Below are 23,979 nucleotides of genomic sequence, written 5' to 3'. Positions count from 1 at the left end.
GCCGCGCCCTCGATAATCAGGGGATGTCTTCCCCTAAAGTGATCTTCGGCTTCCATGCCGTGGGCGTGCGCATCAAGACCGCGCCGAAATCGGTGCTCGAAGTGATGTTCGACGCCAGCCGGCGCGATGCGCGCATGAAACAGTTCATTGCGCGTGCGCAAGAAGCCGGCGTGCGGCTGGTCGAGGCCGACGGCCTGCGGCTGTCCAAGCTCAGCGGCAGCCACGGCCACCAGGGCGTGGTCGCGCGGGTCGAGCCCGCCGCGCAGATCCATTCGCTCGACGAGCTGCTCGAAGGCCTCGAGGAGGCCGGCACCGTGCCGTTGCTGCTGGTGCTCGATGGCGTGACCGATCCGCACAACCTCGGCGCCTGCCTGCGCGTGGCCGATGGCGCCGGCGCCCATGCGGTGATCGCGCCCAAGGACCATGCGGCCGGCATCAACGCCACCGTCGCCAAGGTGGCGAGCGGCGCGGCCGAGACCGTGCCGTACTTCATGGTGACCAACCTCGCGCGCACGCTCAACGAGCTCAAGGAGCGCAGCATCTGGTGCGTGGGCACCAGCGACGACGCGCCGGGCACCATCTACCAGAGCGACTTCAAGCGCCCGCTGGCGCTGGTGCTGGGCGCCGAGGGCGAGGGCATGCGCCAGCTCACGCGCAAGACCTGCGACGAGCTGGTGAGCATTCCCATGGCCGGCGCGGTCGAGAGCCTGAACGTGTCGGTGGCCAGCGGCGTGTGCCTCTACGAGGCGATGCGCCAGCGCGGCGGTTGATCTCAGGCTAGCGGGTTAGCGGGCCACGGGCCCGCTGCCCTTGCGGTGGAAGTACACCAGTTCCGCCGCACGCCGCATCGGCGCCGTGCCGAGCAGGCGGTTGAACATCCAGTCGCTCTGGAAGTGGTCGAAGGCCCAGCGCAGCGTGCGCTTCATCAGAAAGCGCGGGTAGCCGCGCACGAACCACGTCGCGGGGTCGTCCACCTCGCCGCGCACGAAGCGCGCCACGGCCTCGCCGGCGCGCTCGCCGTGCTGCAGCGCCGTGTGGATGCCGCCGGCCGTCACCGGCGACACCATGCCCGCCGCATCGCCCACCAGCAGCGCCCGTTCGCGGGCTACCATCGGCAGCACGCCGCCGCAGGGGATCATCCCGGCGCGCACGGCGACCGGCGGCGCGTCGCCGGGCGACACCACGGCGGCGATCTTGCGCAAGAGCGGATCGAGCCGCAGCGCGCCCGTGTCGTGGCGGCCCATGCGGCGCGCCAGGCCGATCTGGCTCACGCCGACGCCGTCGAGCGCCCAGCCGATGTAGCCCGGCGCGAGTCGGCGATCGATGAAGCAATGCAGCAGGTCGGGCGCCATGCGCGCGCCCTGGTACTCGTGCTCCACGCCGTAGAGAAAGCGCGTGTTGCGCGACAGGCCCAGCGCCTTGGCGACGCGCGAATGCGGACCGTCGGCACCCACGAGGTAGGTCGCGCGGATGCACGGGCCCTGCGCTACCGGCACCTCCCAGCGGCCGTTCGCCCACAGCGCCTGCTCGAACAGCGTGCCCAGGCGCACCTCGACGCCGCAGGCCCGGGTGGACTCCACCATCCAGTCGAGCAGCGCGGGCGCATCGGTGGCCCAGAACCAGTAGCCGGGCGCGTGCAGGTCGACGTGGTGCATGTCGGGCGCGTACAGCCGCACGCCTTCGATGCGGCGCACCAGCGCGGACGGCACTTCGGCCAGCCACGGCACGCTGTCGACCGCGTCCTTGACGATGATCCCGGTGGTGTGCAGCTTGGCGCCGGCGGCGGCCTTCTTCTCGAGCACCATCACGCGCAGGCCGGCCTTGGCGGCGGCGCGGGCGCAGGCCAGCCCGGCAAAGCTCGCGCCGATGACGAGCAGGTCGACCTGGGTGCAGGCCGTTCCCGGGTCGCTCACGAAGGCCGGTGCGGGGCAGGGCGCGACCGACGAGGAAGGCGCGTGGGGAGAAAAGAGACAGGAAGAAGAGGCGTGCATGGGCGGCTGACTTGCAAAGCGCACCACGGGGTGTGGTGCGCCTGCGAAGTTAGCGACGCCATGTGCGCCGGGCGTGAAGCCTGTGTGAACTGATCTGTGAAGCGATCAGGCTCGTTCAGGACGGGTCTTTGCTGCGCGTGCGGGCCACGGCGCTGAAGACGCCGATGCCCAGCAGGATCAGCGCGCCGATGCCGATGTAGAGCGTGGGCACGCCGGCCACCGAGGCGCCCCAGGCGACCCCGGCCAGGAAGATCAGAAAGCCGATCATGTAAAGCGCAAAGGACATCGTGCGGCTCCGGTAGCTGAGATGCCTTGCAGTATCCCGACGCACCCCGTGGCCCGGACCGGCCTGAGTCGTCTCTGCGTGTGGGAGCTTGCCTACCGCATCGGTCAGGCAATCGTTCAATCAATCGGGAACGGCGACCAGCAGGTAGCGGCAGGCGGTGGGCCCCAGCGCCTTGAAGACCAGCGGCCGGTCGACGCCGAAGTCGAGGCAGTCGCCCGGGGCGAGCTCGAAGCGCTCGTCGCCGTAGTCGACCTGCAGCGCGCCTTCGAGCATCCACAGGCTCTGCCGGTACGGCGTGCCGCTCCATCGCGGGTAGCCGACCTGCGCAGCGCGCGGCAGCTCGACCTCGACCAGTTCCACGCTGCTGCCCGCGCCGCGCTCGGCGACCTGGCGGCGCAGGTAGCCGGCTTCGGGGTCGCGCCAGACCTCCTGCGCGGCCCGTTTGCGCAGCCGTTGCGGCTGGGCCTTGTCCTCGGTGAGAAGCTGCGCCAGCGAGACCCCGAGGCCGGCGGCCAGCTTGCCCAGCAGCACGGCGGTGGGGCTGCTCTGCGCGCGCTCGACCTTGGAGATCATCGCCTTGCTCACGCCCGACAACCCGGCCAGGTCGGCGAGGCTGAGCCCCTGGGCCTGGCGCAGCGCCAGCAGCCGGGTGGCGATGAGCGCGTCGATGTGGCCATCGGCCGGCGCCGGCGAGGGGGTGGAAGGTGAAGCGTTTCCCATATGAGATTATTATTCTCTTATATTGAACGACAGAGAAACACCATGCGTCTCATCGCCTGTACCGAAGAAGCCCATTCAGGCGCCATCCTGGCGATCCTGAACGAGGCCATCGTCAACTCCACCGCGTTGTACGACTACAAGCCGCGCACGCCCGAGAACATGGTGACGTGGTTTGCCGCCAAGCGCGCCGGCGGCTTTCCCGTGATCGGCGCGGTAGACGACAACGGCAAGCTGCTGGGCTTCGCAAGCTACGGCACGTTCCGCGCCTTTCCGGCCTACAAGTACACGGTCGAGCACTCGGTGTACGTCGATGCCGCGCACCGCGGCGAGGGCCTGGGTCGCACGCTGATGGAGGCGATCGTGGCCGAGGCGGTCGCGCGTGAGGTGCATGTGATGGTCGGCGCGATCGACGCCTCGAACGCCGGCAGCATCGCGCTGCACGAGCGCCTGGGCTTCACGCATTCAGGCACCGTGCGGCAGGCCGGCTTCAAGTTCGGGCGCTGGCTCGACGTGGCGTTCTACCAGCGCATCCTGGCGACGCCGCTGAACCCCGTCGACGGTTGAGGTTCAGGCCGGCGTCTCGGCGCTGGCCCGGTTGAGCATGTCGATGGTGCCCGCGTCCAGCTTGAGCTGCGTGGCCACCACCAGTTCTTCGAGCTGCGCCAGCGAGGTGGCGCTGGCGATCGGCGCGGTCACGCCGGGCCGTGCGATCTGCCAGGCGATGGCGACCTGGCCGGGCTTGGCGTTGTACTGCTGGGCCACCTTGTCCAGCGCATCGAGGATGCGCAGGCCGCGCGGGTTCAGGTACTTTTTCGTGGTGGCGCCGCGTGCGCTCTTGGCCACATCGGCCTCGGTGCGGTACTTGCCGGTGAGAAAGCCCGCCGCCAGCGCGTAGAAGTTGATCACGCCCACTTCGCGCTTGAGGCACAGCGGCTCCAGCGCGTCCTCGAACACCGCGCGGTCGTACAGGTTGTACAGCGGCTGCAGGCTCTCGTAGCGCGCGATGCCCAGGCGCTCCGACACATCGAGCGCCTCGGCCAGCCGCGGCGCCGTGTAGTTCGAGGCGCCGATGGCGCGCACCTTGCCCTCCTTGATGAGCGCGTCGAAGGTGCCCAGCGTGTCTTCGAGCGGCGTGTTCGCATCGTCGTCGTGCGACTGGTACAGGTCGATGTAGTCGGTCTGCAGGCGCTTGAGCGATGCCTCGACGGCCTCGCGGATGTAGGTGGGCGACAGGCCCACCTTGCCTTCGCCCATCGGCTTGCCGACCTTGGTGGCCAGCACCACGCGGTTGCGCTTGCCGCTGTGCTTGAGCCACTTGCCGATGATCGTCTCCGACTCGCCGCCCACATGGCCCGGCACCCAGGCCGAGTAGACGTCGGCCGTGTCGACGAAGTTGAAGCCGGCGTCGAGCCAGGCGTCGAGCAGCTTGAACGAGGCCGCCTCGTCGACGGTCCAGCCGAACACGTTGCCACCGAAGGCGAGGGGAGACACCCGAAGGCTGGAACGGCCGAGCGGACGAAGTTGCGACATGGCAGAGGGCTCCTGAAAGAAAAAGTATGCAGAAAGGAAAAAGGCTCAAACGAAGCCTACCGCGCCCAGCGCCGCGCCGCAGCCCAGCAGCCACAGCAGGTGGATGCGCGTGCGCCAGACCACCAGCGCGGCCACGCCGCTGAGCAGCCACAGGTGCCAGGCCGGCACGCCGGTCGACTGGTTGCCGCCGGCCAGCACCCAGCCGGTGGCGATGAGCAGTCCGACCACCACCGGTGCCATGCCCTGCTTGAAGGCGCGCACCTCGCGGCGTGTGCGGTTGCGGTGGCCCCAGCGCGTGGCGACGTAGGTGAGGGTGGTGCTCGGCAGCATGATGCCGACCATCGTGACCATCAGGCCGAAGAAGCCCAGCAGCCAGGCCATGGGCCCGGCGCCGATGCCGCCGCCCGCGTTGAGCCCGACGTTCCAGCCCATCAGCGCGACGAAGAGCACGTTGGGCCCCGGCGCGGCCTGGGCGATGGCGACCGAGGAGGTGAACTGCGCCTCGGTGAGCCAGCCGTGCTGCGCCACGAGGTAGCGGTGCATGTCGGGCACCGTGGTGATCGCGCCGCTGATCGACAGCAGCGACAGCAGCAGGTACTGGCCGAAGAGGGCCAGCCAGTCGTGCCATTGCATCGCGATGGTCATGGGGAAATCTTCTTCCAGGTCCACACGCAGGCCACGCCGCCCACCGCCAGCAGCACCCACCCCAGCGGAATCTTCAGGAGGGCGATGGCCGCGAACACCAGCGCCACGAACGCGAGGCAGGTCGCAAAGCCCAGCGGGTGCTTGCGCAGCTGCGGGATCAGCTTGATGCCCGTGGCCGCGATGAGCCCGCCCGACACCGCGCCCATGCCGCGCAGTGCCGCTGCCACCTGCGGGTTGGCGGCGTAGTGCGCGTAGAGCACGGCCAGCGCGAGGATCACGAACAGCGGCACGGTGAGCATGCCCGCCACCGCGGCCACGGCGCCGCGCAGGCCGAAGTAGCGGTCGCCGATCATCAGTGCGAGGTTGATCACGTTCGGCCCTGGCATCACCTGCGCCACGGCCCAGTCCTCGAGGAACTGGTCGGGCGTGAGCCATTTCTTCTTCTCGACCATCTCGCGCTGGACGATGGCGAGGACGCCGCCGAAGCCCTGCAGCGCGAGCCAGGTGAACGAAACGAAAAGGTCGCGTGGCGACGCGGGCTGCGGGTGGTCGGGCGGCGATGCCGCGGCGGGGGCGGACGGATGCATGTGGAACGATTATCGTAGGCGCACTGCTTCACCGGGACCCGACGCCATGCTCATTCGACTTCGCGCACTCTTCGATCTCTGCCGGCGCGCCTTCGCTTCCTGGTCCAACGACTACGCCCCGAGCATGGGCGCCGCGCTGGCCTACTACACGGTGTTCTCCATTGCGCCGCTGCTGCTGATCGTGATCGCGGTGGCCGGCCTCGTCTTCGGGCAGGAGGCCGCGCGCGGCGAGATCTTCGCGCAGCTCTCGGGCCTCATGGGCGAGCAGGGCGCGGCGGCCGTGCAGGGCATGCTGCAGGCGGTCAACAAGCCGACCGAGGGCATCGTGGCCACGGTGGTCGGCATCGCGCTGCTGATCGTGGGTGCGACCACCGTCTTCGGCGAGCTGCAGGACGCGCTCGACCGCATCTGGCGTGCCCCCGCGCGCACCCGCAACAAGGGCGTCTTCAACATGCTGCGCGTGCGGCTGCTGTCGTTCAGCATGATCATGGGCATCGGCTTCCTGCTCATGGTGTCGCTGGTGGCGAGCGCGGCGCTGGCCGCGCTGGGCAAGTGGTGGTCGCCGATGTTCGGTGCCTGGGCCACGCTGGCGCAGGTGGTGAACTTCGTCTTCAGCTTCGCGATGGTCACGGTGATCTTCGCGATGATCTACAAGATCATGCCGCGTGCCAAGGTGCAGTGGCGCGATGTGTGGGTGGGCGCGGCGGTGACGGCGCTGCTGTTCACCGTGGGCAAGCACCTCATCGGCCTGTACATCGGCAAGAGCAGCGTGGCCTCGGGCTACGGCGCGGCCGGCTCGCTGGTGGTGGTGCTGGTGTGGGTGTACTACTCGGCGCAGATCTTCCTGCTGGGCGCCGAGTTCACCTGGGTCTATGCGCGCACCTACGGCTCGATGAAAGACACCCTGGCTGAGCCGGCAGGTCACGCCTCACCGACGCGCGACGTGCCGCTGCCGGCGCACGTCGACGCTGCTTAGCCTGCGAAGCCGCCTTCGTCGAGAAACTTCTGCTCCTCGGGCGTGGAGGTGCGACCGAGCATCCGGTTGCGGTGCGGAAAGCGTCCGAAGCGCGCCACGATGTCGCGGTGCAGCACGGCAAAGTGCTGCGTGTTGGCGTCCTGCGTGGCGTTGAGTTCGACCGAACGCTCCTGCTCGGCCAGCACCTCCGAGTGCATGAAGGGCAGGTAGAAAAAGCGCTGCATCAGAGCGTCGGCCTGCTGGTCGAAGCCGGCCTCGACGGCGCGGCGCGCCACGGCCAGCGCGAGGCCGTCGGTGGCGAGCATGTGCGGGTTCTGGCGCCAGGCGTTGCGCGGGAACTGGTCTAACAGCACCAGCAAGGCCAACGCGCCTTCGCCGGTGTCGGCCCAGTGGTCGAGCCGGCCGCTGGCCGCGGCCTGGTGGGCGGCGGCCAGGCGGTCGATGCAGGCGGCATCGAAGGCGTTGCTTTTCGCGAACCAGCGCTCGGGGCCGGCATCGCGCCAGAAGGCGACCACGTCGTGTGCGGAAGGGAGTGTGTCGTCGGAAATCATCGTTGCATTCTCTTGCACAGGCGTGCGAAGAAGGGGTGCTGGCCGACAAGGCCGCAGGCGGCGTCTGCCTATGCTGAATGCTTTCATCCACAGGAGACCCCGACCATGAACAACACTCGCACACTCTGGCGCAGCACCCTCGTCGCGGGCCTGGCCGCCGTCGCACTGGCCGGCTGCGGAATGATGTCGAAGTCGAACGTCGCGAGCTTCAGCGGCGCGATGAACGCGGCCAGCCAGGTGCCGCCCAACATGACGCGCGGCAGCGGCATGGCCGAGGCCTGGCTCAACCGCGACACCAACGTGCTCAAGTACAAGATCACCTACGAAGGCCTGAGCGGCCCGGCCACGGCGGCCCACTTCCACGGGCCCGCCGCCGCGGGCGCGAATGCCGGCGTGGTGCTGCCCTTCGCGAGTCCGGCAAGCCCGATCGAGGGCCAGGCCACGCTCACGCCGGCGCAGGCGGCCGACCTCGTGGCCGGCAAGTGGTACGCCAACATCCACACAGCCGCCAACCCGGGCGGCGAGATCCGCGGGCAGATGCTGCCGAAGATGTGAGATTCGTCCGGGCCGAAGCCGCGAAAAGGCCCCTGGTCAGGTGGCTGTCGCGGGGCTGGTGTCCAATGACCGCATGACGACGACACCCAAGAAAAAGCCTCGCGCCGCCACCGCTGCTTCCTCTTCTTCGCACGCACCACCCCATCCCTTCATCGCCCGCCGCGAAGGCATGCGCACCGCCCGCAAGGCGCTGGTGCTGCAGGGCGGCGGTGCGCTCGGGGCCTACCAGGCGGGCGTGTACGCCGCGCTCAGCGAGACCGACCTGCAGCCGCACTGGATCGCGGGCGTGTCGATCGGCGCCATCAACGCCGCGCTCATCGCCGGCAATGGGCCCGCGCAGCGGGTCGACCGGCTGCGCGAGTTCTGGCACCTGGTGTCTTCGGGGCCGGCGCAGCGCCTGCCGTCGTGGCTGGGCGACCGCGCCACGCAGAACCAGTGGAGCGCCACCATGGCGTCGCTGGTCGGCATCCCCGGTTTCTTCGAACCGCGCTATTCGCCGGCCCTGCTGCTGGGCGGTGCCGCGCCGCTGCTGAGCTACTACGACACCTCGCCGTTGAAGGCCACGCTGGAGCGGCTCATCGACTTCGACCGCATCAACGCCTGCGAGGCGCGCTTCAGCGTCGGCGCCGTCAACGTGCGCACCGGCAACTCGGTGTACTTCGACAACACGCGCCAGCGCATCGGCCCCGAGCACATCATGGCCAGCGGCGCATTGCCGCCGGGCTTTGCGCCGGTGCACATCGACGGCGACGACTACTGGGACGGCGGCATCGTCTCGAACACGCCGCTGCAGTACGTACTCGACACGCACCCGCGTTCCGAGGCGCTGGTGGTGCTGCAGGTCGACCTGTTCAACGCGCGCGGCGAGATGCCGCACACGCTGTCGGGTGTGATGGAGCGCCAGAAGGACATCACCTATTCGAGCCGCACGCGCCTGAACACAGATGCGCTGGCGGCCAACATGAACCTGCAGCAGGCGATTGCCGACCTGATCGCCAAGCTGCCGCCCGGCCTGCGCAACGACCCGAGCGTGGTCGAGGTGCAGGCGCAGCTCACGCACGAACCGATCGACATCTTTCACCTGATCTACCGCGACAAGACGTACGAGCTCGAGTCGAAGGACTACGAGTTCTCGCGCGCCGCGGTCGAGGAGCACTGGGAATCGGGCGTGCGCGACATGGGCAAGACGCTTGCGCATCCCGAGACGCTGCGCGCCGACGCCACGGTGAACGGCGTGACCACCTTCGACCTCGGCGAGCCGGGCACCGGGCGCATCAAGCGGCCGGGGCTGTCGCGCTGAGGGAGGTCAGCCGGGCGCGTGCCCGGTTCTTGCTCGTTTTTTTCCTATCCACCACTTCCAAGGACGCTTCACCATGCAACTCAAGGACAAGGTCGCCTACATCACCGGCTCGGCCAGCGGCATCGGCAAGGAAATCGCCATCCTGTTCGCGCAGGAAGGCGCGAAGATCATCATTGCCGACCTCAACAAGGAGGCCGCCGACGCCACCGCCGCCGAACTGAAGGCCACGGGCGCGCAGGCCATCGGCGTGGGCGTCGACGTGACGAACGAAGACCAGGTCAATGCCTCGGTGGAAGAGGGTGCGAAGGCCTTCAGCGGCATCGACATCCTCATCAGCAACGCCGGCATCCAGATCGTGCATCCGGTCGACGAGTTCAGCTTCGCCGACTGGAAGAAGATGCTCGCCATTCACCTGGACGGTGCGTTCCTCACCACCAAGGCATGCCTCAAGCACATGTATGCGCAAGGCCGCGGCGGCAGCGTGATCTACATGGGCTCGGTGCACTCGAAGGAAGCGTCGCTGCTGAAGGCGCCCTACGTCACGGCCAAGCACGGCCTCATCGGGTTGGCCAAGACGGTCGCCAAGGAAGGTGCCAAGCACGGCGTGCGCGCCAACGTGATCTGCCCGGGCTTCGTGCGCACGCCACTGGTCGAGAAGCAGATTCCCGAGCAGGCGAAGACGCTGGGCATCACCGAGGAGCAGGTCGTCAAGAACGTGATGCTCAAGGAGACGGTGGATGGCGAGTTCACCACCACGGACGACGTGGCGCGCGTGGCGCTGCTGTTCGCGGCCTTCCCGACCAATGCACTCACCGGCCAGTCGCTCGTCGTGAGCCACGGCTGGTACATGCAGTAAGCGCTACAGCTTCAGCTCCCAGGTCTCGCCCACCTGCGGCTGCCCGTAGCCCTCGTGCGGCTCCGAGTGCGTGAGCTGGAAGCCGCGCTTGGCATAGATGCTGCGCGCGGCCGTGAGGCAGCTGTTGGTCCACAGCGTCATCTTCTTGTAGCCCTTGCGGCGCGCGAAGGCGATGCACTCGTCCACGAGGCGTCCGCCCAGGCCCAGTCCGCGCGCGGCCGGCGTGAGGATCAGCATGCGCAGCTGCGCCACGGTGGCCGACTTGCGCACCACGAAGATCGCGCCGACGCGCTCGCCGTTGAGTTCGGCGATCCAGCAACGCTCCCACTCGGGCTGGAACTTGAGCAGGAACTCGCCCGCGATGCCCGCCACGAGCGCTTCGAAGCGGTGGTCCCAGCCGTATTCGCGCGCGTACAGCTCGCCGTGCTGCTGCACCACCCAGCCGATGTCGCCGGGTGCCGGGTCGCGCAGCACGGCGGCCTGGGGACGGGCCGGCGATGCGGCCGGTTCGAGCAGCGCCTGCACCGTGTCCATGGCCTGCACCAGCTGGTTTTGTTGCGCAGGCGGCAGCGCGGCGAGCAGGGCGGCGGCCTCGTCGCGCGATTTCTGTTGCAGCGGCGCAAACGCGGCATGGCCGGACTCGGTCAGGCGCAGCACGCTCTGGCGGGCGTCGCGCGGGTGCGGCTCGCGCGTGAGCCAGCCGTGGGTTTCGAAGCGGCGCAGGATGCGGCTGAGGTAGCCGGCGTCGAAGCCCAGGTCGCGCCCGATCTCGCTGGCGACGGGGGTTTCGCGGTGCGCCAGCTCGTAGAGCACGCGCACGTCGGTCAGCGACAGGTCGCTGCCCAGGTAGGGGTCGAGGGCGCCGATGCGGCGGGTGTAGAAGCGGTTGAACCGGCGGATGGCCTTGACGGCGGACGGGTCGACGGAGGGCGTTGGCGTGGGCATGGTTGCCATTGTCATTCAAATTGCTTGACTTTAGCAATCAAATAAGAGCCCTTGCATCCCGGGGCAAGGGATCTTCAGGGCGACAGAAATGCTGGAAAACCCTAAAATGGAGGGTTGCCCACACAGGCGGCGCCCCGGCGCTGTCCGCTCCCACCGATGAACGCCCCCGTCGACGTCTCCTTTTTTGCGCGCGCCGCCAAGCCGCTGACCAGCTACCGCAAGTACTGGGCGGCCCGTTTCGGCACGGCCAAGTTCCTGCCGACCTCGCGCAAGGAGATGGACGCGCTCGGCTGGGACAGCTGCGACATCATCGTGGTCACGGGCGACGCCTACGTCGACCACCCCAGCTTCGGCATGTCGGTGATCGGCCGCATGCTCGAGGCGCAGGGCTTTCGCGTGGGCATCATCGCGCAGCCCGACTGGCAGAGCGCCGAGCCCTTCAAGGTGCTGGGCAAGCCGAACCTGTTCTTCGGCGTCACGGCCGGCAACATGGATTCGATGATCAACCGCTACACGGCCGACCGGAAGATCCGCAGCGACGACGCCTACACGCCCGGCGACATCGGTGGCTCGCGGCCCGACCGCGCGGCCATCGTGTACTCGCAGCGCTGCAAGGAAGCCTGGAACGACGTGCCGATCATCCTCGGCGGCATCGAGGGTTCGCTGCGCCGCATCGCCCACTACGACTACTGGTCGGACAAGGTGCGCCGCTCCATCGTCGTCGATTCGAAGTGCGACCTGCTGCTCTACGGCAACGCCGAGCGCGCCATCGTCGAGATCGCACACCGCCTGGCCGCCAAGGAGCCGGTGCAGCAGATCACCGACGTGCGCGGCACCGCCTATGTGCGCCGCGAAACGCCCGAGGCCTGGTTCGAGATCAACTCCACCAGCGTGGACGAGCCGGGCCGCGTCGAGGCGCACGTCAACCCGTACCTGATGGTGTCCGACCAGGCCAAGGCCAACGGCGCCACCTGCGCGAAGGAAGACGAGGCCGAAGCTGTCGCCAAGGCCGCCGAAGCCGCGGGCTCCGCTGCGGGTTCGGTCGTCAACCCCGCCATCAAGCCGCTGAACTTCGTGCCCAACCCGGCGCTGCAAGGCCGCGGCAAGATCGCCGTGCCGCCGCGTGACCGCTCGGTGATCCGCCTGCCGTCGTACGAGCAGGTGCGCAGCGATCCGGTGCTCTACGCCCACGCCAACCGCGTGCTGCACCTCGAAACCAACCCCGGCAACGCTCGTGCACTGGTGCAGGCGCACGGCGAGGGCGCCACGGCGCGCGACGTGTGGATCAACCCGCCGCCCATTCCGCTCACCACGGCCGAGATGGACCACGTGTTCGACCTGCCGTATGCGCGCAGCCCGCACCCGCGCTACGCCGACGAGAACGGCAGCCACGACGGCGCGACCAAGATCCCCGCGTGGGAAATGATCCGCTTCAGCGTGAACATCATGCGCGGCTGCTTCGGCGGCTGCACCTTCTGCTCGATCACCGAGCACGAAGGCCGCATCATCCAGAGCCGCTCGGAAGACTCGATCATCAAGGAGGTCGAGGCCATCCGCGATTCGGTCAGCGGCTTCACCGGCACCATCTCCGACCTGGGCGGCCCCACGGCCAACATGTACCGCCTGGGCTGCAAGAGCCCCGCGATCGAGGCGGCGTGCCGCAAGCCCAGCTGCGTGTACCCGGGCATCTGCCCGAACCTGGGCACCAACCACGACCCGCTCATCAAGATCTACCGCCGCGCGCGGGCGCTCAAGGGCATCAAGAAGATCCTCATCGGTTCCGGCCTGCGCTACGACCTGGCCGTGCAGTCGCCCGAGTACGTGAAGGAGCTGGTGCAGCACCACGTCGGCGGCTACCTGAAGATCGCGCCCGAGCACACCGAGCAGGGCCCGCTCACGAAGATGATGAAGCCCGGCATCGGCAGCTACGACAAGTTCAAGCAGATGTTCGAGAAGTACTCGGCCGAGGCGGGCAAGAAGCAGTACCTCATCCCGTACTTCATCGCCGCGCACCCGGGCACCAGCGACGAGGACATGATGAACCTCGCGATCTGGCTCAAGAAGAACGGCTTCCGCGCCGACCAGGTGCAAACGTTCTACCCGAGCCCGATGGCCACGGCGACGACGATGTACCACACCAACAAGAACCCGCTGCGCAAGATCACGCGCGAGAGCGAGACGGTGGACATCGTGCGCGGCGACAAGCGCCGCCGCCTGCACAAGGCCTTCCTGCGCTACCACGATGCCAACAACTGGCCGCTGCTGCGCGAAGCCCTGAAGAGCATGGGCCGCGCCGACCTCATCGGCAACGGCAAGCACCACCTGATCCCGACGTGGCAGCCGCTGACCGATGGCGGCTACACGAGCGCGCGCCGCAAGAACTCGACCTCCGCGCCGGTGGCCGCCAAGGCCGCGGCACCGGTCCGGCTGGCGCCGGTGAAGCCCTCCAAGGGCCGCATCCTCACGCAGCACACGGGCCTGCCGCCGCGCGACAACGGCAGCGGCGGCAAGCCGCTCAACAAGCCTTCACGCAAGGTGCGTTGAGGCCTGGTCGAAGACGCGGTCAGCCCAAGGCCGCGTGCTTCGACAGCCAGAACACCCACGCCCCCAGCGCAGCGCAATGCAGCGCGACCGTGACGTAGAACCGCCACAGGAAACTCGCCTTGCTCGACTTGTGCCGCAGCAGCTGCTGCGCGCACCAAGCGCCCGGCCAGCCACCCGCGAGCGCGAGCAGGTGCAGCGTGCTTTCCTGCGTGCGCCAGCGCCCGGCCTGCGCCGCGCGCTTATCGAAGGCGTAGGCCCCGAAGGTGAGCAGGCTCAGCCCCGCGACGACCGCCAGCGCGAGCAGCGGCAGGCGGCCGAGCCAGACGGCGGCGCCCAGGCCCAGCGCGTAGACCCCGATCAGCCACGCGCCCCACGGCGTGCCGGCCGTGCTGCGACCCGAAGGCCGGCGAGGCTGCGGGCGTGATGCTGCACGAGGCACGGCAGCCGCCGAGGCCGCAGCCGCTTCCACGGCCACCGCACGCGGCCCCTTGCCGCCGACATGGATCTCTTCGAAGTGCACCGCCATGCCGACCTGCGGCCTCAGCTGGCGGTCGCGAAAGTCGCGCAGGTGCACGAAGACGTCGGCCGACACCTCCGGGCTGCGGATGAAACCGAAGCCGCGCTCGGCCTCCCAACGAACGAGTCGACCTTGGCGCTTCATGGATTGCGGTGAAAGAGGGCAGGGCACATGCGGGCGATTCTCTCTTGTGGGCACGGGACACCGCTCCTATCATCGACCGCTCATGCACCTGCATCACTCTCCCCCTTCGTCGACCTGCCGCTGACGTTCGCGCGCGCCTCGCGCCGCGCCCGTCAGGCCCGCAAGTGGTCGCTGCCGTCCGCCTTCTTCTGCTGAATGAAGAATGCCGGGCGGTGGCCGGATGGTCATGCCCGCCCCCGGCAATGCGTCGACGCGACGCCGAGGCGACGGGCCTCACGGAGAGATTCAACATGAATGCAAGAACAACGGCCGCCCTGGCCTGGGGCGGCGTGCTGCTGGCTGGCGTGCTCTGGGGCGGCGGCGCCCTGGTGGCGCAATTCCTGATCGACGGCGGCATCGCGCCGCACAGCCTGTCGCTCGCGCGCTTCGCGCTGGGCATGCCGCTGCTGTGGTGGCTGCACTGGCAGGCGACGCGGCGCGCGCCGGTCGCCGATGCCGGGTGGCGCCACCTGACGCGGCGCGAGCAGGGCCACGTCGTCGGCACCGGCGCCGCGATGGCGCTGAACGTGAGCTGCTGGTTCGCCGGCATCGCGCACCTGGGTGCCGCGCTGCCGACGGTGATCTCGATCTGCTGCGCGCCGCTGATCGTGGCCTGCGTGTCGGTGCTGCGCGGCTACGAGCCCTTCGGCGCGCGCCTGCTCGGCGGCCTCGTGCTGGCGCTGGCGGGCGTGCTGCTGCTGGTGATGCCGGCCGCTGGCTGGGGCGCCTTGCCGGCGGGCTACGGTGCCGGGCTCGCGTGGTCCTTCGGCTCGGCCGTCTGCTATGCGTTGGTGGTGCTGGGCAACGCGCGCATGCCGGCGCGGGTGCCGGCCGTGACCGCGTCCGCCTGGGGCATGAGCGCCGCGGCGCTGTGCATGCTCGGCGTCGCCGTTGCGAACGGCATCACCTGGCCCGAGGGCACGGCGCAATGGACGGGCGCGGCCTACACCGGCGTGGCCACCACCTCGGTCGCCTACCTGGCCTTCGCCTGGGGCGCGCGTCGGCTGTCGCCGACGGCGGCGGTGGTCGGCACGCTGATCGAACCGCTGGTGGCCGCCTGGCTGGCGGCGCTGTGGCTGGCCCAGCCGATGGCGCCGCGCCAATGGCTGGGGGCGGCGCTGCTGGCGGGGGCGATGCTGCTGCTGGTGCGGCGGAACCGGGGTATCGTGTAGCCCCATGATGAGCCGTTCGCCCCCCTTGCCGGTTTCGTGGAAACGCATCCTGGCGGTGGCCGCCTGCTGCGGCGTGTCGCTGCTGGCGCAGGCTGCGGCCCCCGAGGCCTCCGCGCCCGCGGGTGCCCAGGCCCTGCGCGCCGAACACCAGAAGCTCAGCGACAAGCTCGACCAGAGCCGCTTCGGGCGCCCCGTGCAACTCGACTCCACCGAGACGCCCGGCGGCCTCGAGGGCGACATCTACGCCGTGGTCGAGCACCCACTGTCGAAGGTCAGCGCGGCACTCAAGGGCTCGGACCACTGGTGCGAACTGCTCACGCTGCACATCAACAACCGGCGCTGCCGCATCAGCACCTCGCCGCAGGGCAAGGAGACGCTCACGCTGTTCGTGGTGCGCCGCTACGACAAGCCGGTCGACCAGGCCTTCGAGCTGCCATTTGCCTACCGCGTGGCCAGCGCCACGCCCGAGCACCTGCAGGTCGAGATGTCGGCCGACACCGGCCCGTTCGGCACCAGCAACTACCGCGTGCGGCTCGAAGCGGTGGCGCTCGACGAGCGCAAGACCTTCCTGCACTTCAGCTACGGCTATAACCACAACACGATGGTGCGGCTGGCCACGCAGGCCTACCTCGCCACCTTCGGCAGTTCCAAGGTGGGCTTCACCGTGGTGGGCAAGGGCGCCGACGGCCAGCCCGAGTACATCCGCGGCCTGCGCGGGCTGGTGGAGCGCAATGCGATGCGCTACTTCCTCACGCTCGATGCCTACCTGGCCACCGGCGCCAACGACCCGGCCGAGCGCCGGCAGCGCTACTGGTTCGCGGCGGCCGAGCGCTACCCGCGCCAGCTGCACGAGGTCGACCTGGACACCTACCTCGCGGTGAAGCGCGAAGACCGCCAGCGCGACGGCAGCGGTCGCTGAGAAGGCGCTGAGAGCGCGCCGACCACCGCAACCTTTCGGTTGCAGTTTCACGGGCTTGTCATCTGCCTCGGCATTAATCGCCGGGGCTTGCGCCTTTGCGCGGGCGCATCACAAGGACAACAAGCAATGCGCAAGACAACAAGAGGATCGAGGATGGGATGGCTGGCGCTCGTGGGCGCTGGCGCGGTGCTGACCGCCTGCGGCGGCGGCAACGGCGGCGGGGGCGGCTGGTCGTTCCCGGTGGGCGGCGGCACGACCAATCCGCCCGCTGCACAGTCGAAAACCGGCACCTTCCTGGATGCCGCCGTGGAAGGCCTCGACTACGTGGCCGGCAGCGCCGCCAAGGCCGCCACCAACGCCAAGGGCGAGTTCACCTGCAAGGATGGCGAGACCGTCACCTTCAGCGCCGGCGCGCTGGCCCTGGGCAGCGCCGCATGCGGCGAAGCGATCACGCCGCTCACCCTGGCCGGCGGCAGCGACGTGAAGGCCGATGCCGTGGTCAACCGCCTGCTCGCGCTGCAGAGCTTCGACGAGGACCGCGACCCCGCCAACGGCATCCGCCTGACGCCCGCGCTCAAGGCCGCCCTGACGGCCGGCGCGCTCGATTTCAACGCCGCGCCCGACGCCTTCCACACCGCGCTCAACGCAGTGCTGGCCGCGTTGCCCGCTCCCTACAATGCCCGCATGGTCGACTCGAACCGCCGCATGCTGGCCCGCGAACACTTCGAGGACACGCTGGCCTCGCGTCTGGCCGCACCGGTCACCGAAGCGTCGACGCAGACCAATCAGCTCGGCGCCATCGGCATCGCCGTCACGCGCTACCAGCTGCAGGCCGACACCCGCTTCCACGTGCCCTACGAGGGCGACAGCGCGGACATCAAGGCCGACTTTCCGCAGGGCTTCCTGCCGGCCTACGGCTCGGGCCTGGCGTTCAAGGGCAAGGCCGACGACGGCGCGCTCGAGTTCTACGCCATCACCGACCGCGGCCCGAACGGCGACGGCCCGACCGCGCCCGTGCCCGGCGGCGGCGACGGTGTCACCAGCATCAGCAAGGTGTTCCCGGCGCCATCGTTCGCGCCGAGCTTCGGCATCGTGCGCGTGGGCAAGACCGGCGCGGTGCTCAGCACCAGCGTGCCGCTCAAGCGCGACGCCAACACCAAGATCACCGGCCTGCCGCCGCGCTCGGGCGTGGGCTCGACCGGCGAGACCCCGCTGACCGACCAGTACAAGTTCGACGAAGCCAAGGCCGGCTACGACGCCAACGGCCTCGACCCCGAGACCCTGGTGCTCGACAAGGCGCGCAACGTGCTGTGGACCAGCGACGAGTACGGCCCCTTCATCGCGCGCCTGAACATCGCCAGCGGCGTGGTCGAGAAGAAGTACGCGCCCGGCCCTGGCGCCACCGACCTGCCGGCGGTGCTGGCCCAGCGCCGCCCCAACCGCGGCATGGAAGGCCTGACGCTCGATGTGGCCAGCGGCGTGCTGCACGGCTTCCTGCAGAGCCCGATCGACCCGCGCGATGCCAACGGCAAGTCGATCAAGGCCAAGCCACCGGGCGGCAGCAACACCGACGTGCGCCACATCGCGAAGTTCACGCGCTGGCTCGCGTTCGATCCGGCCACCGAGACCTCGAAGCTCTACGCCTACCCGATCGACGGCAGCCAGTACGACAAGGACCGCACCGGCAACGCCAAGCTCGGCGACATGGTGAGCCTGGGCAACGGCCGCTTCATCGTCATCGAGCAGGGCGCGCGCAAGGGCGACGGCAAGGTGTTCAACAAGCTGATGCTGGTGGAGCTGCCGACCAATGCGACCGACATCAAGGCCTTCGACCACAACCTGGAAATCAGCAGCATCACGCAGGCCGCGTCGAACGGTGCCGACTATTCGACCGTGGTGACGATGCGCAAGACCGAGCTGCTCGACCTCAACGTGCTGGGCTGGCTGGCCGAGAAGGCCGAGGGCCTGACCATCGTCGACGACCAGACCCTGGCGTTGGTGAACGACAACGACTTCGGCCTGGGCACCGTGCTGCTCGGCGCCGATGGAAAGACCGTGGCCGGCAGCGTCGAAGACTGCACGGTCGATGCCACCGGCAAGCTCTTCAGCGGCTGCCCCGCGGGCGCCACCAGCGCGCGCATCACGCGCGGCTCCGACCTGGAGCGGCCGACGCGCATCTGGCTCATCAAGCTCGATCGCAAGCTGAGCGACCTGCGCCTGCCGGTGTCATGAGCGCCGTCAGTCGGCCAGCGTGAGCAGCGGCACGTCGCGCTCACGGCCCATGGCCTCCAGCTCGGCGCGCGTGCGCGTCGCGAGCCAGGCGGCCAGCGCCGCGTGCGTGGCCGGTGCCATCATGTCCGGCGGTGCCACGCCGGCCACGTCGCACAGGCGCGCCGCGAAATGCGGCTCCAGCGCCGCCACCGCCACGCGGCCGTCGGCGCAGGGGTAGACGCGGTAGCCCGCGTGCGCGCCGCCCACCGCGCCTTCGGGTTTCGTCAGGCCCCAGGTACGGGGCAGGGCGAGCCAGTCGGCCGAGGCGTTCAGCGCCACCTCGAGGTACACGCCGCCGCGCTGGCGGGTCTGCTGCAGCACGGCCTTCAGCACCGCCTCGCTCGCCAGTAGCGCACCGCCCATGTCGGCGTACAGCGTGGGCGGCAGCGCCGTGCCGGTGACGAGGCCGCTTTCGGCGAGGTAGGTCAGGTCGTGGCCCGGCTCCTCCGCGCGCTCGCCCGGGGCGCCGACGATGGCGACCTGCGACAGCGCCGGATGCCGCGCCTGCAGCGAGGCCCAGTCGAGCTTCAGCTTCTGCAGCGCCGAGGGGCGAAACGAGGTCAGCAGCACGTCGGTGCGGGCCAGCTCGGCGTGCAGCTGCGCTTGACCGGCCTCGGTCTTCAGGTCGACCGTGCGGACCTCTACGCCCTCGTGCAGCGCGGTGTACGCGGGCCGGTTGTACAGCCCCATCGGATCGCCGCCGGGCGGCTCCAGCTTGAGGCAGGCCGCGCCCATCGTGCGGCAGCGCAGCAGCGCGGCGGGGCCCGGCAGGTTGAGCGCCAGGCTCAGCACGCGCACGCCGTCGAGCGGCAGGAAGGAAGCATCGGAGGAACGGGGCATGGGTCGTGTGTCCGGAAGGTCCAGGGGTGAAAGGGAAGGGGGCGCGGCCATTTTCACCCGCCGGCAGAGCCAGATTCCGCAAGCCACAACGGCCTGTCGGTCGTAGCATGCGGCCGATGGCAGCACGCGCTCTTGCCGCTGCCGCAACGCCAAGGAGACCCCTCATGTTCGAAGCATCCCTGATGCGCGGCCAGCGCATCCTCGTCACCGGCGGCGGCACCGGCCTCGGCCGTGCCATGGCCGAGCGTTTCCTGAGCCTGGGCGCCGACGTCGCCATCTGCGGCCGGCGCCAGGCGGTCTGTGAAGAAACCGCCGCCGCCTGGCGCCAGCAGTTTCCCGATCGGCGCATCGATGCCTTCGGCGTCGACATCCGCATCGCGCAGCAGGTCGACGACATGGTCGAGAGCCTGTTCCAGAGCGGCGGGCTCACGGGCCTCGTGAACAACGCGGCGGGCAACTTTGTCTCGCCGACCGAGAACCTCTCGCCGCGCGCCTTCGACGCTGTGGCCAACATCGTGTTCCACGGCAGCTTCTACGTGACGCAGGCCGTGGGCAAGCGCTGGGTGGCGCAGGCCAAGTCGGGCGCGTGGAAGCCGGGCGATGCCTTTCGCAGCGTGATGAGCATCATCGTCACTTGGGTCGACAACGGCAGCCCGTACGTGGTGCCCTCGGCCATGAGCAAGGCCGGCATCGAGGTCATGACCAAGTCGCTCGCGGTGGAGTGGGCGCGCCACGGCATCCGCCTGAACGCGGTGGGCCCCGGCGAGATCCCGACCGAGGGCATGAGCAAGCGCCTGAACCCCGGCGAGGAACCCGGCGCGCGCAGCATCAAGACCAACCCGATGGCGCGCGTGGGCCGCATGAGCGAGCTGCAGAACCTCGCGTCCTTCCTGATGGCGCCGGGCCAGTGCGACTGGCTCACGGGCCAGAGCATCATGATGGACGGCGGCAATGCGCTGGCCACCGGCGGCAACTTCTACGAGCTGCGCGAGTGGAGCGATGCCGACTGGCTGGCCGCGCGCGAACGCATCGAAGCGCAGAACCAGAAGGACAAGGCGCAGCGCTGACGCTTACTTGCGCGGCGCCTTAGCCGCACCCACGGTGACCTGCTTGCGCACGGGGCTCGACAGCACGAGCGAGGTGGTCACCGAACCGTCGACCGCCAGCGCGTCCACCACGCGCTCCAGGTCGGTCGGTTCGGCGATGGCGCAGCGCACGAAGAAGCAGTCGGCGCCGGTCACGCGGTCCACCGCGAGCACCTCGGGCATGGCCTCGAAGAGCGCGAGGTAGCGCGCAATGGCCGCGTGCGTGGTGTCGATGCGGATGATGGCCTCCAGCCCCACGCCCAGCGCGCGCAGGTTCACGCGCGCGCCGTAACCTTCGATCACGCCCGCATGCTCGAGCTTGCGCACGCGCTCGCTCATCGCCGGCTGCGACAGGCCGATGCGCTTGCCGATCGCGGCCAGGCTCTGGCGCGCGTCGGTCTGCAGAGCTTCGAGGATGAGGCGATCTTTCTTGTCGAGGGTCATGGCGTGCGGCGAAAGAAGAGGGGACCGATGATCGATCGGTAAGGTGTGCCGATTTTCGATGGGTTGCCCTTCTGCGCGCGCGGCGCGGGCGCTATGGTGGCAGTCATCTTTTTCCAGGAGACCCCATGCAACTCGTCGGCATGCTCGACTCGCCCTTCGTTCGCCGCGCCGCGATCTCGCTGCGCCTGCTCGGCCTCGCTTTCGAGCACCGCTCGATCTCGGTCTTCAGCACCTTCGAGCAGTTCCGCGCGATCAACCCGGTGGTGAAGGCCCCGACGCTGGTGTGCGACGACGGCACGGTGCTGATGGACTCGACGCTCATCATCGACCACGCGCAGGCAGTCGTTGGCCGCAGCTTGTTTCCTACCGATCCGGCGGGTCGGTTGCGCGACCTGCGCCTCACGGGGCTCGCGCTCGCAGCCTGCGAGAAGACGGTGCAGATCGTCTACGAGCGCAACCTGCGCCCCAGTGAGAAGCAGCACCAGCCGTGGGTCGACCGCGTGCAGGACCAGCTGAACACGGCGTATGCGGAGCTGGAGCGCGAACTGGCCGCCGCACCGCTGGCGGCACCCGCAGAAAACACGATCACGCAGGGCGGCATTTCGGCGGCGGTGGCCTGGACCTTCACGCAGTTCATCCTGCCCGACGCGGTGCGCCCGTCGGACTTTGCGCAGCTCGCCGCCTACACGGCGCAGGCCGAGCAACTGCCGGTGTTCGTCGGCGCGCCGCTGGCCTGAGCGACCGCGCTCAGGCTGCGATGTCCGCCCCGCGCTCGGCCAGCAGGCCGCGCAGCAGCGAGCGGTGGCAGCGCGACTCGTCTTCGCAGTAGCAGCCGACCGCCAGCGCAGCGGTGTGCGAGAGCGCCGCGAGCAGGTCGAGGCTGCGGCTCGCGTCGGCCTCGGCCATCTCGGCCTTGTACTTGCGCATGAAGGCGTTCCATTGCGCCGGGGTCTCGGCTTCCTGGCCCAGCTTCATCGTCTCGGCCGACGGCGCGAGGTTGGGGTACCACACGTCGTACCAGTTCTGCGAGGCGAACTCGGTCTTCGGCACGCCGCGCGGCGGGCGGCGCACGGTGCCGATGCGCAGGCCCTCGCCGGGTGCGCGCGGGGTGCCGAGGCGGACGATGCGGATGCTCATGACGGGGATCTCCTGGGGCTGTTGTTGTGATGTGTTCGACTGTCAGGTGCCGACGATACCGCCGTCGCGCCGGCGGATTGCCAGCGTGGCCGAGCGCGGGCGGGCGCTGCCGGGCTGCGCGCCGTCGGGCCAGGCGCTGTTGTGCTTCGCGTCGCCGTCGTCGCGCGACTCGCCCGGGTGCTGGATGTTGACGAACAGCGTGCGCCGGTCGGGCGTGACCACGCAACCCGTGATCTCGCAGCCGTTGGGCCCCGTGAGGAAGCGCTGGATGCGGCCCGTGGCCGGGTCGGCGCACAGCATCTGGTTGTTGCCGAGCGCGGCGTAGGGCGGCTTGCCCATGGACTGCCCGCTCATGTCGGTCTGGATCCACAGCAGCCCGCCGCTGTCGAAGTGCAGGCCGTCGGGGCAGCCGAAGACATCGGCGTGGTCGCCGGGGTAGCGCGTGCCGGCGCCGGGCTGCGCCGGGTCGCCCGCGAGTGCGTAGTGGTCCCAGGCGAAGGCGGTGCTGGCTGCGTCGCCACCGTCCTCGCGCCAGCGCAGGATGCCGCCGAAGAAGTTGGGCGCGCGCGGGTTGGCGGCATCGGCGCCGGGCTTGCCGAGGTCGCCGCGCTGTGTGTTGTTGGTGAGCGTGACGTACACCTCGCCGCTGTGCGGATGCACGGCGATCCATTCGGGGCGGTCCATCTTCGTGCCGCCGACGATGTCACCCGCCAGCCGCGCGTGGATCAGCACTTCGGCTTGGTCGGCGAAGCCGCTGGCGGCGTCGATGCCGTGGCGCCCGTGCACCAGCTCGAGCCAGCGCCCGCGCCCGTCGGCGTCGAAGCGCGCGACGTGCAGCGTGCCTTCGTCGAGCAGGTGCCGGTTGGCCGCGCGTGCGGCGGCATCGGTGCCGGGGCGCACGGGGTCGCGGCTCACGAACTTGTAGATGTATTCGAAGCGCGCGTCGTCGCCCATGTAGACCACCACGCGGCCGTCCTTCGCCACGGTGCAGGTCGCGCTTTCCTGGCGCTTGCGGCCGAGCGCGGTGCGCTTGACGGGCACCGACTCGGGGTCGAAGGGATCGATCTCGACCACCCAACCGAAGCGGTGCGGCTCGTTCGGGTGGCGGCTCAGGTCGAAGCGTTCGTCGAAGCGCCAGTACTCGACCCACTGCGCGCCCGGCACCGTGCCGTAGCGGCGCTGCGCGGGTGTCGCGTTCTTGGCTGCCTCCTTCGGGCCGCCGAAGTAGCCGTGGAAGTTTTCCTCGCAGGTCAGGTAGGTGCCCCAGGGCGTGACGCCCATCGCGCAGTTGGCGAAGGTGCCGAAGACGCCGGTGCCCGCCGGGTCGGCGGCGGTGCGCATCAGCGGCGTGCCCGCGGCGGGGCCGGCGATGCGCATCGGCGTGCGGCCGTGCACGCGGCGCGCGTAGGGCGAGGGCAGCACCTGGCGCCAGCCTTCGGGTGTGCGGCGGACCTCGATCACCGACACGCCCATCGCATGCAGCGACTTGCGGACCTTGTCGGCGTTCCAGGCCTTCACGCCGTCGGGGTGCAGCAGTTGCTCGTCGGTGTACTCGTGGTTCATCACGAGCAGGCCGCGTTCGCCGCGCGCATCGAGCGCGAAGAAGTGCATGCCGTCGTGGTGCATGCCGGCCTGCAGGGCCTGCTCGTCGGCGCTGTTGCCGGCGTCGGGCGCGAAGGCCGGCATGCGGCCCGCAACGCCCGTGGGCGCGCCCCAGGGGTAGAGCATCTGCCACTCGTACTCCGGCGGCACCACCACCGCGTCGCGTTGCGAAATGGGCACGCTGGTGAAGAAGCCCGCCGGGCTTGTCGCGCCCGTGGAAGGCGGCAACTGCGAGCGCGCGCAGCCCTGGCCGAACAGCGCGACGACGGCGGCGGTCGCGCCCGATTGGAGGAGAAAGTGACGGCGGTCCAGAGGCATGACGA

General features: G+C 69.5%; 25 protein-coding genes. 12 read left to right on the top strand and 13 right to left on the bottom strand.

Annotation, left to right across the window (positions count from 1 at the left end; genetic code table 11):
• Positions 1–23 precede the first annotated feature (23 nt).
• The gene (rlmB, locus tag AC1RAA_RS06815; RefSeq protein WP_139704529.1) at positions 24–770 is read left to right on the top strand and encodes a 23S rRNA (guanosine(2251)-2'-O)-methyltransferase RlmB; all 747 of its coding nucleotides are present in this window, start codon (positions 24–26) and stop codon (positions 768–770) included.
• Between the two features lie 15 nt (positions 771–785).
• Here rlmB and AC1RAA_RS06810 read toward each other — a convergent pair whose 3' ends face one another.
• The 3 genes from AC1RAA_RS06810 to AC1RAA_RS06800 all read right to left on the bottom strand — a co-directional run bounded on the left by AC1RAA_RS06810 (position 786) and on the right by AC1RAA_RS06800 (position 2,997).
• Positions 786–1,991 (bottom strand): NAD(P)/FAD-dependent oxidoreductase, encoded by a 1,206-nt coding sequence (locus tag AC1RAA_RS06810; RefSeq protein WP_492727320.1) that lies wholly within the window; start codon positions 1,989–1,991, stop codon positions 786–788.
• 115 nt (positions 1,992–2,106) lie between these two features.
• On the bottom strand, positions 2,107–2,277 hold the full coding sequence (locus AC1RAA_RS06805; RefSeq protein WP_167395039.1) for a hypothetical protein: 171 nt from the start codon (positions 2,275–2,277) through the stop codon (positions 2,107–2,109).
• Between the two features lie 120 nt (positions 2,278–2,397).
• Positions 2,398–2,997, bottom strand: coding sequence for a helix-turn-helix domain-containing protein (locus AC1RAA_RS06800; RefSeq protein WP_492727318.1), 600 nt, complete (start codon positions 2,995–2,997; stop codon positions 2,398–2,400).
• Between the two features lie 42 nt (positions 2,998–3,039).
• Here AC1RAA_RS06800 and AC1RAA_RS06795 point away from each other — a divergent pair, with 42 nt between their 5' ends.
• Positions 3,040–3,561 carry a GNAT family N-acetyltransferase gene (locus AC1RAA_RS06795; RefSeq protein ID WP_492727316.1) on the top strand — a complete coding sequence of 174 codons (522 nt, stop codon included), beginning with the start codon at positions 3,040–3,042 and terminating at the stop codon, positions 3,559–3,561.
• 3 nt (positions 3,562–3,564) lie between these two features.
• On the opposite strand, the gene AC1RAA_RS06790 is transcribed toward AC1RAA_RS06795, so the two are convergent.
• Genes AC1RAA_RS06790 through AC1RAA_RS06780 form a run of 3 tightly spaced genes read right to left on the bottom strand, consistent with a single transcriptional unit; the run spans position 3,565 to position 5,759 of the window.
• Positions 3,565–4,527, bottom strand: a complete 963-nt coding sequence (locus AC1RAA_RS06790) for an aldo/keto reductase (RefSeq protein WP_492727314.1) — start codon at positions 4,525–4,527, stop codon at positions 3,565–3,567.
• 45 nt (positions 4,528–4,572) lie between these two features.
• On the bottom strand, positions 4,573–5,172 hold the full coding sequence (locus AC1RAA_RS06785) for a chromate transporter (RefSeq protein WP_307693104.1): 600 nt from the start codon (positions 5,170–5,172) through the stop codon (positions 4,573–4,575).
• The gene (locus tag AC1RAA_RS06780) at positions 5,169–5,759 is read right to left on the bottom strand and encodes a chromate transporter (protein ID WP_070060987.1); all 591 of its coding nucleotides are present in this window, start codon (positions 5,757–5,759) and stop codon (positions 5,169–5,171) included. The genes AC1RAA_RS06785 and AC1RAA_RS06780 overlap by 4 nt, the downstream gene beginning before the upstream one ends.
• A gap of 46 nt (positions 5,760–5,805) precedes the next feature.
• Here AC1RAA_RS06780 and AC1RAA_RS06775 point away from each other — a divergent pair, with 46 nt between their 5' ends.
• Positions 5,806–6,735: a YihY/virulence factor BrkB family protein gene (locus AC1RAA_RS06775; RefSeq protein ID WP_095745634.1), complete on the top strand. Its 930-nt coding sequence runs from the start codon at positions 5,806–5,808 to the stop codon at positions 6,733–6,735.
• On the opposite strand, the gene AC1RAA_RS06770 is transcribed toward AC1RAA_RS06775, so the two are convergent.
• The gene (locus AC1RAA_RS06770; protein ID WP_492727304.1) at positions 6,732–7,286 is read right to left on the bottom strand and encodes a DUF924 family protein; all 555 of its coding nucleotides are present in this window, start codon (positions 7,284–7,286) and stop codon (positions 6,732–6,734) included. The genes AC1RAA_RS06775 and AC1RAA_RS06770 overlap by 4 nt on opposite strands.
• A 105-nt stretch (positions 7,287–7,391) precedes the next feature.
• Between AC1RAA_RS06770 and AC1RAA_RS06765 the strand changes: the two genes are divergently transcribed.
• From AC1RAA_RS06765 to AC1RAA_RS06755, 3 genes are all read left to right on the top strand, one after another.
• Entirely contained in the window at positions 7,392–7,841 is a 450-nt protein-coding gene (locus tag AC1RAA_RS06765; protein WP_070060984.1) for a CHRD domain-containing protein, read from the top strand.
• 73 nt (positions 7,842–7,914) lie between these two features.
• A complete protein-coding gene (locus AC1RAA_RS06760) occupies positions 7,915–9,141 on the top strand; it encodes a patatin-like phospholipase family protein (protein WP_492727302.1) in 1,227 nt (408 codons plus the stop codon).
• A gap of 73 nt (positions 9,142–9,214) precedes the next feature.
• Positions 9,215–9,997 (top strand): 3-hydroxybutyrate dehydrogenase, encoded by a 783-nt coding sequence (locus AC1RAA_RS06755; protein WP_492727300.1) that lies wholly within the window; start codon positions 9,215–9,217, stop codon positions 9,995–9,997.
• A 3-nt stretch (positions 9,998–10,000) separates the two neighbouring features.
• On the opposite strand, the gene AC1RAA_RS06750 is transcribed toward AC1RAA_RS06755, so the two are convergent.
• Positions 10,001–10,942, bottom strand: a complete 942-nt coding sequence (locus tag AC1RAA_RS06750) for a bifunctional helix-turn-helix transcriptional regulator/GNAT family N-acetyltransferase (protein ID WP_492727298.1) — start codon at positions 10,940–10,942, stop codon at positions 10,001–10,003.
• Positions 10,943–11,098: 156 nt separating this feature from the next.
• Here AC1RAA_RS06750 and AC1RAA_RS06745 point away from each other — a divergent pair, with 156 nt between their 5' ends.
• Complete coding sequence (locus AC1RAA_RS06745; protein WP_492727296.1) at positions 11,099–13,486, top strand: YgiQ family radical SAM protein; 2,388 nt, start codon at positions 11,099–11,101, stop codon at positions 13,484–13,486.
• Positions 13,487–13,505: 19 nt separating this feature from the next.
• Here the strand turns inward: AC1RAA_RS06745 and AC1RAA_RS06740 are convergent, their stop codons facing one another.
• Positions 13,506–14,147, bottom strand: a complete 642-nt coding sequence (locus AC1RAA_RS06740; protein ID WP_492727294.1) for a DUF1294 domain-containing protein — start codon at positions 14,145–14,147, stop codon at positions 13,506–13,508.
• 290 nt (positions 14,148–14,437) lie between these two features.
• Between AC1RAA_RS06740 and AC1RAA_RS06735 the strand changes: the two genes are divergently transcribed.
• From AC1RAA_RS06735 to AC1RAA_RS06725, 3 genes are all read left to right on the top strand, one after another.
• Positions 14,438–15,358 carry a DMT family transporter gene (locus tag AC1RAA_RS06735; RefSeq protein WP_492727292.1) on the top strand — a complete coding sequence of 307 codons (921 nt, stop codon included), beginning with the start codon at positions 14,438–14,440 and terminating at the stop codon, positions 15,356–15,358.
• 7 nt (positions 15,359–15,365) lie between these two features.
• The gene (locus AC1RAA_RS06730) at positions 15,366–16,277 is read left to right on the top strand and encodes a hypothetical protein (protein ID WP_492727290.1); all 912 of its coding nucleotides are present in this window, start codon (positions 15,366–15,368) and stop codon (positions 16,275–16,277) included.
• A gap of 153 nt (positions 16,278–16,430) precedes the next feature.
• Positions 16,431–18,509, top strand: coding sequence for an esterase-like activity of phytase family protein (locus AC1RAA_RS06725; protein WP_492727288.1), 2,079 nt, complete (start codon positions 16,431–16,433; stop codon positions 18,507–18,509).
• Between the two features lie 6 nt (positions 18,510–18,515).
• Here the strand turns inward: AC1RAA_RS06725 and AC1RAA_RS06720 are convergent, their stop codons facing one another.
• Complete coding sequence (locus AC1RAA_RS06720) at positions 18,516–19,388, bottom strand: CoA transferase (RefSeq protein WP_492727286.1); 873 nt, start codon at positions 19,386–19,388, stop codon at positions 18,516–18,518.
• Positions 19,389–19,552: 164 nt separating this feature from the next.
• Between AC1RAA_RS06720 and AC1RAA_RS06715 the strand changes: the two genes are divergently transcribed.
• The gene (locus AC1RAA_RS06715; RefSeq protein WP_390343455.1) at positions 19,553–20,455 is read left to right on the top strand and encodes an SDR family oxidoreductase; all 903 of its coding nucleotides are present in this window, start codon (positions 19,553–19,555) and stop codon (positions 20,453–20,455) included.
• Positions 20,456–20,458: 3 nt separating this feature from the next.
• On the opposite strand, the gene AC1RAA_RS06710 is transcribed toward AC1RAA_RS06715, so the two are convergent.
• A complete protein-coding gene (locus tag AC1RAA_RS06710) occupies positions 20,459–20,917 on the bottom strand; it encodes an Lrp/AsnC family transcriptional regulator (RefSeq protein WP_062481605.1) in 459 nt (152 codons plus the stop codon).
• A gap of 125 nt (positions 20,918–21,042) precedes the next feature.
• On the opposite strand from AC1RAA_RS06710, the gene AC1RAA_RS06705 reads away from it, so the two are divergent.
• Positions 21,043–21,654 (top strand): glutathione S-transferase, encoded by a 612-nt coding sequence (locus AC1RAA_RS06705; RefSeq protein WP_492727284.1) that lies wholly within the window; start codon positions 21,043–21,045, stop codon positions 21,652–21,654.
• Between the two features lie 10 nt (positions 21,655–21,664).
• Here AC1RAA_RS06705 and AC1RAA_RS06700 read toward each other — a convergent pair whose 3' ends face one another.
• Positions 21,665–22,054, bottom strand: a complete 390-nt coding sequence (locus AC1RAA_RS06700) for a DUF488 domain-containing protein (RefSeq protein WP_095947243.1) — start codon at positions 22,052–22,054, stop codon at positions 21,665–21,667.
• Positions 22,055–22,096: 42 nt separating this feature from the next.
• Complete coding sequence (locus tag AC1RAA_RS06695) at positions 22,097–23,974, bottom strand: PhoX family protein (protein WP_492727282.1); 1,878 nt, start codon at positions 23,972–23,974, stop codon at positions 22,097–22,099.
• Positions 23,975–23,979 lie beyond the last annotated feature (5 nt).

It is taken from the genome of Variovorax sp. GW823-FHT04F07 (assembly GCF_058795995.1).
This window is presented reverse-complemented; position numbering and strand designations above follow the sequence as displayed.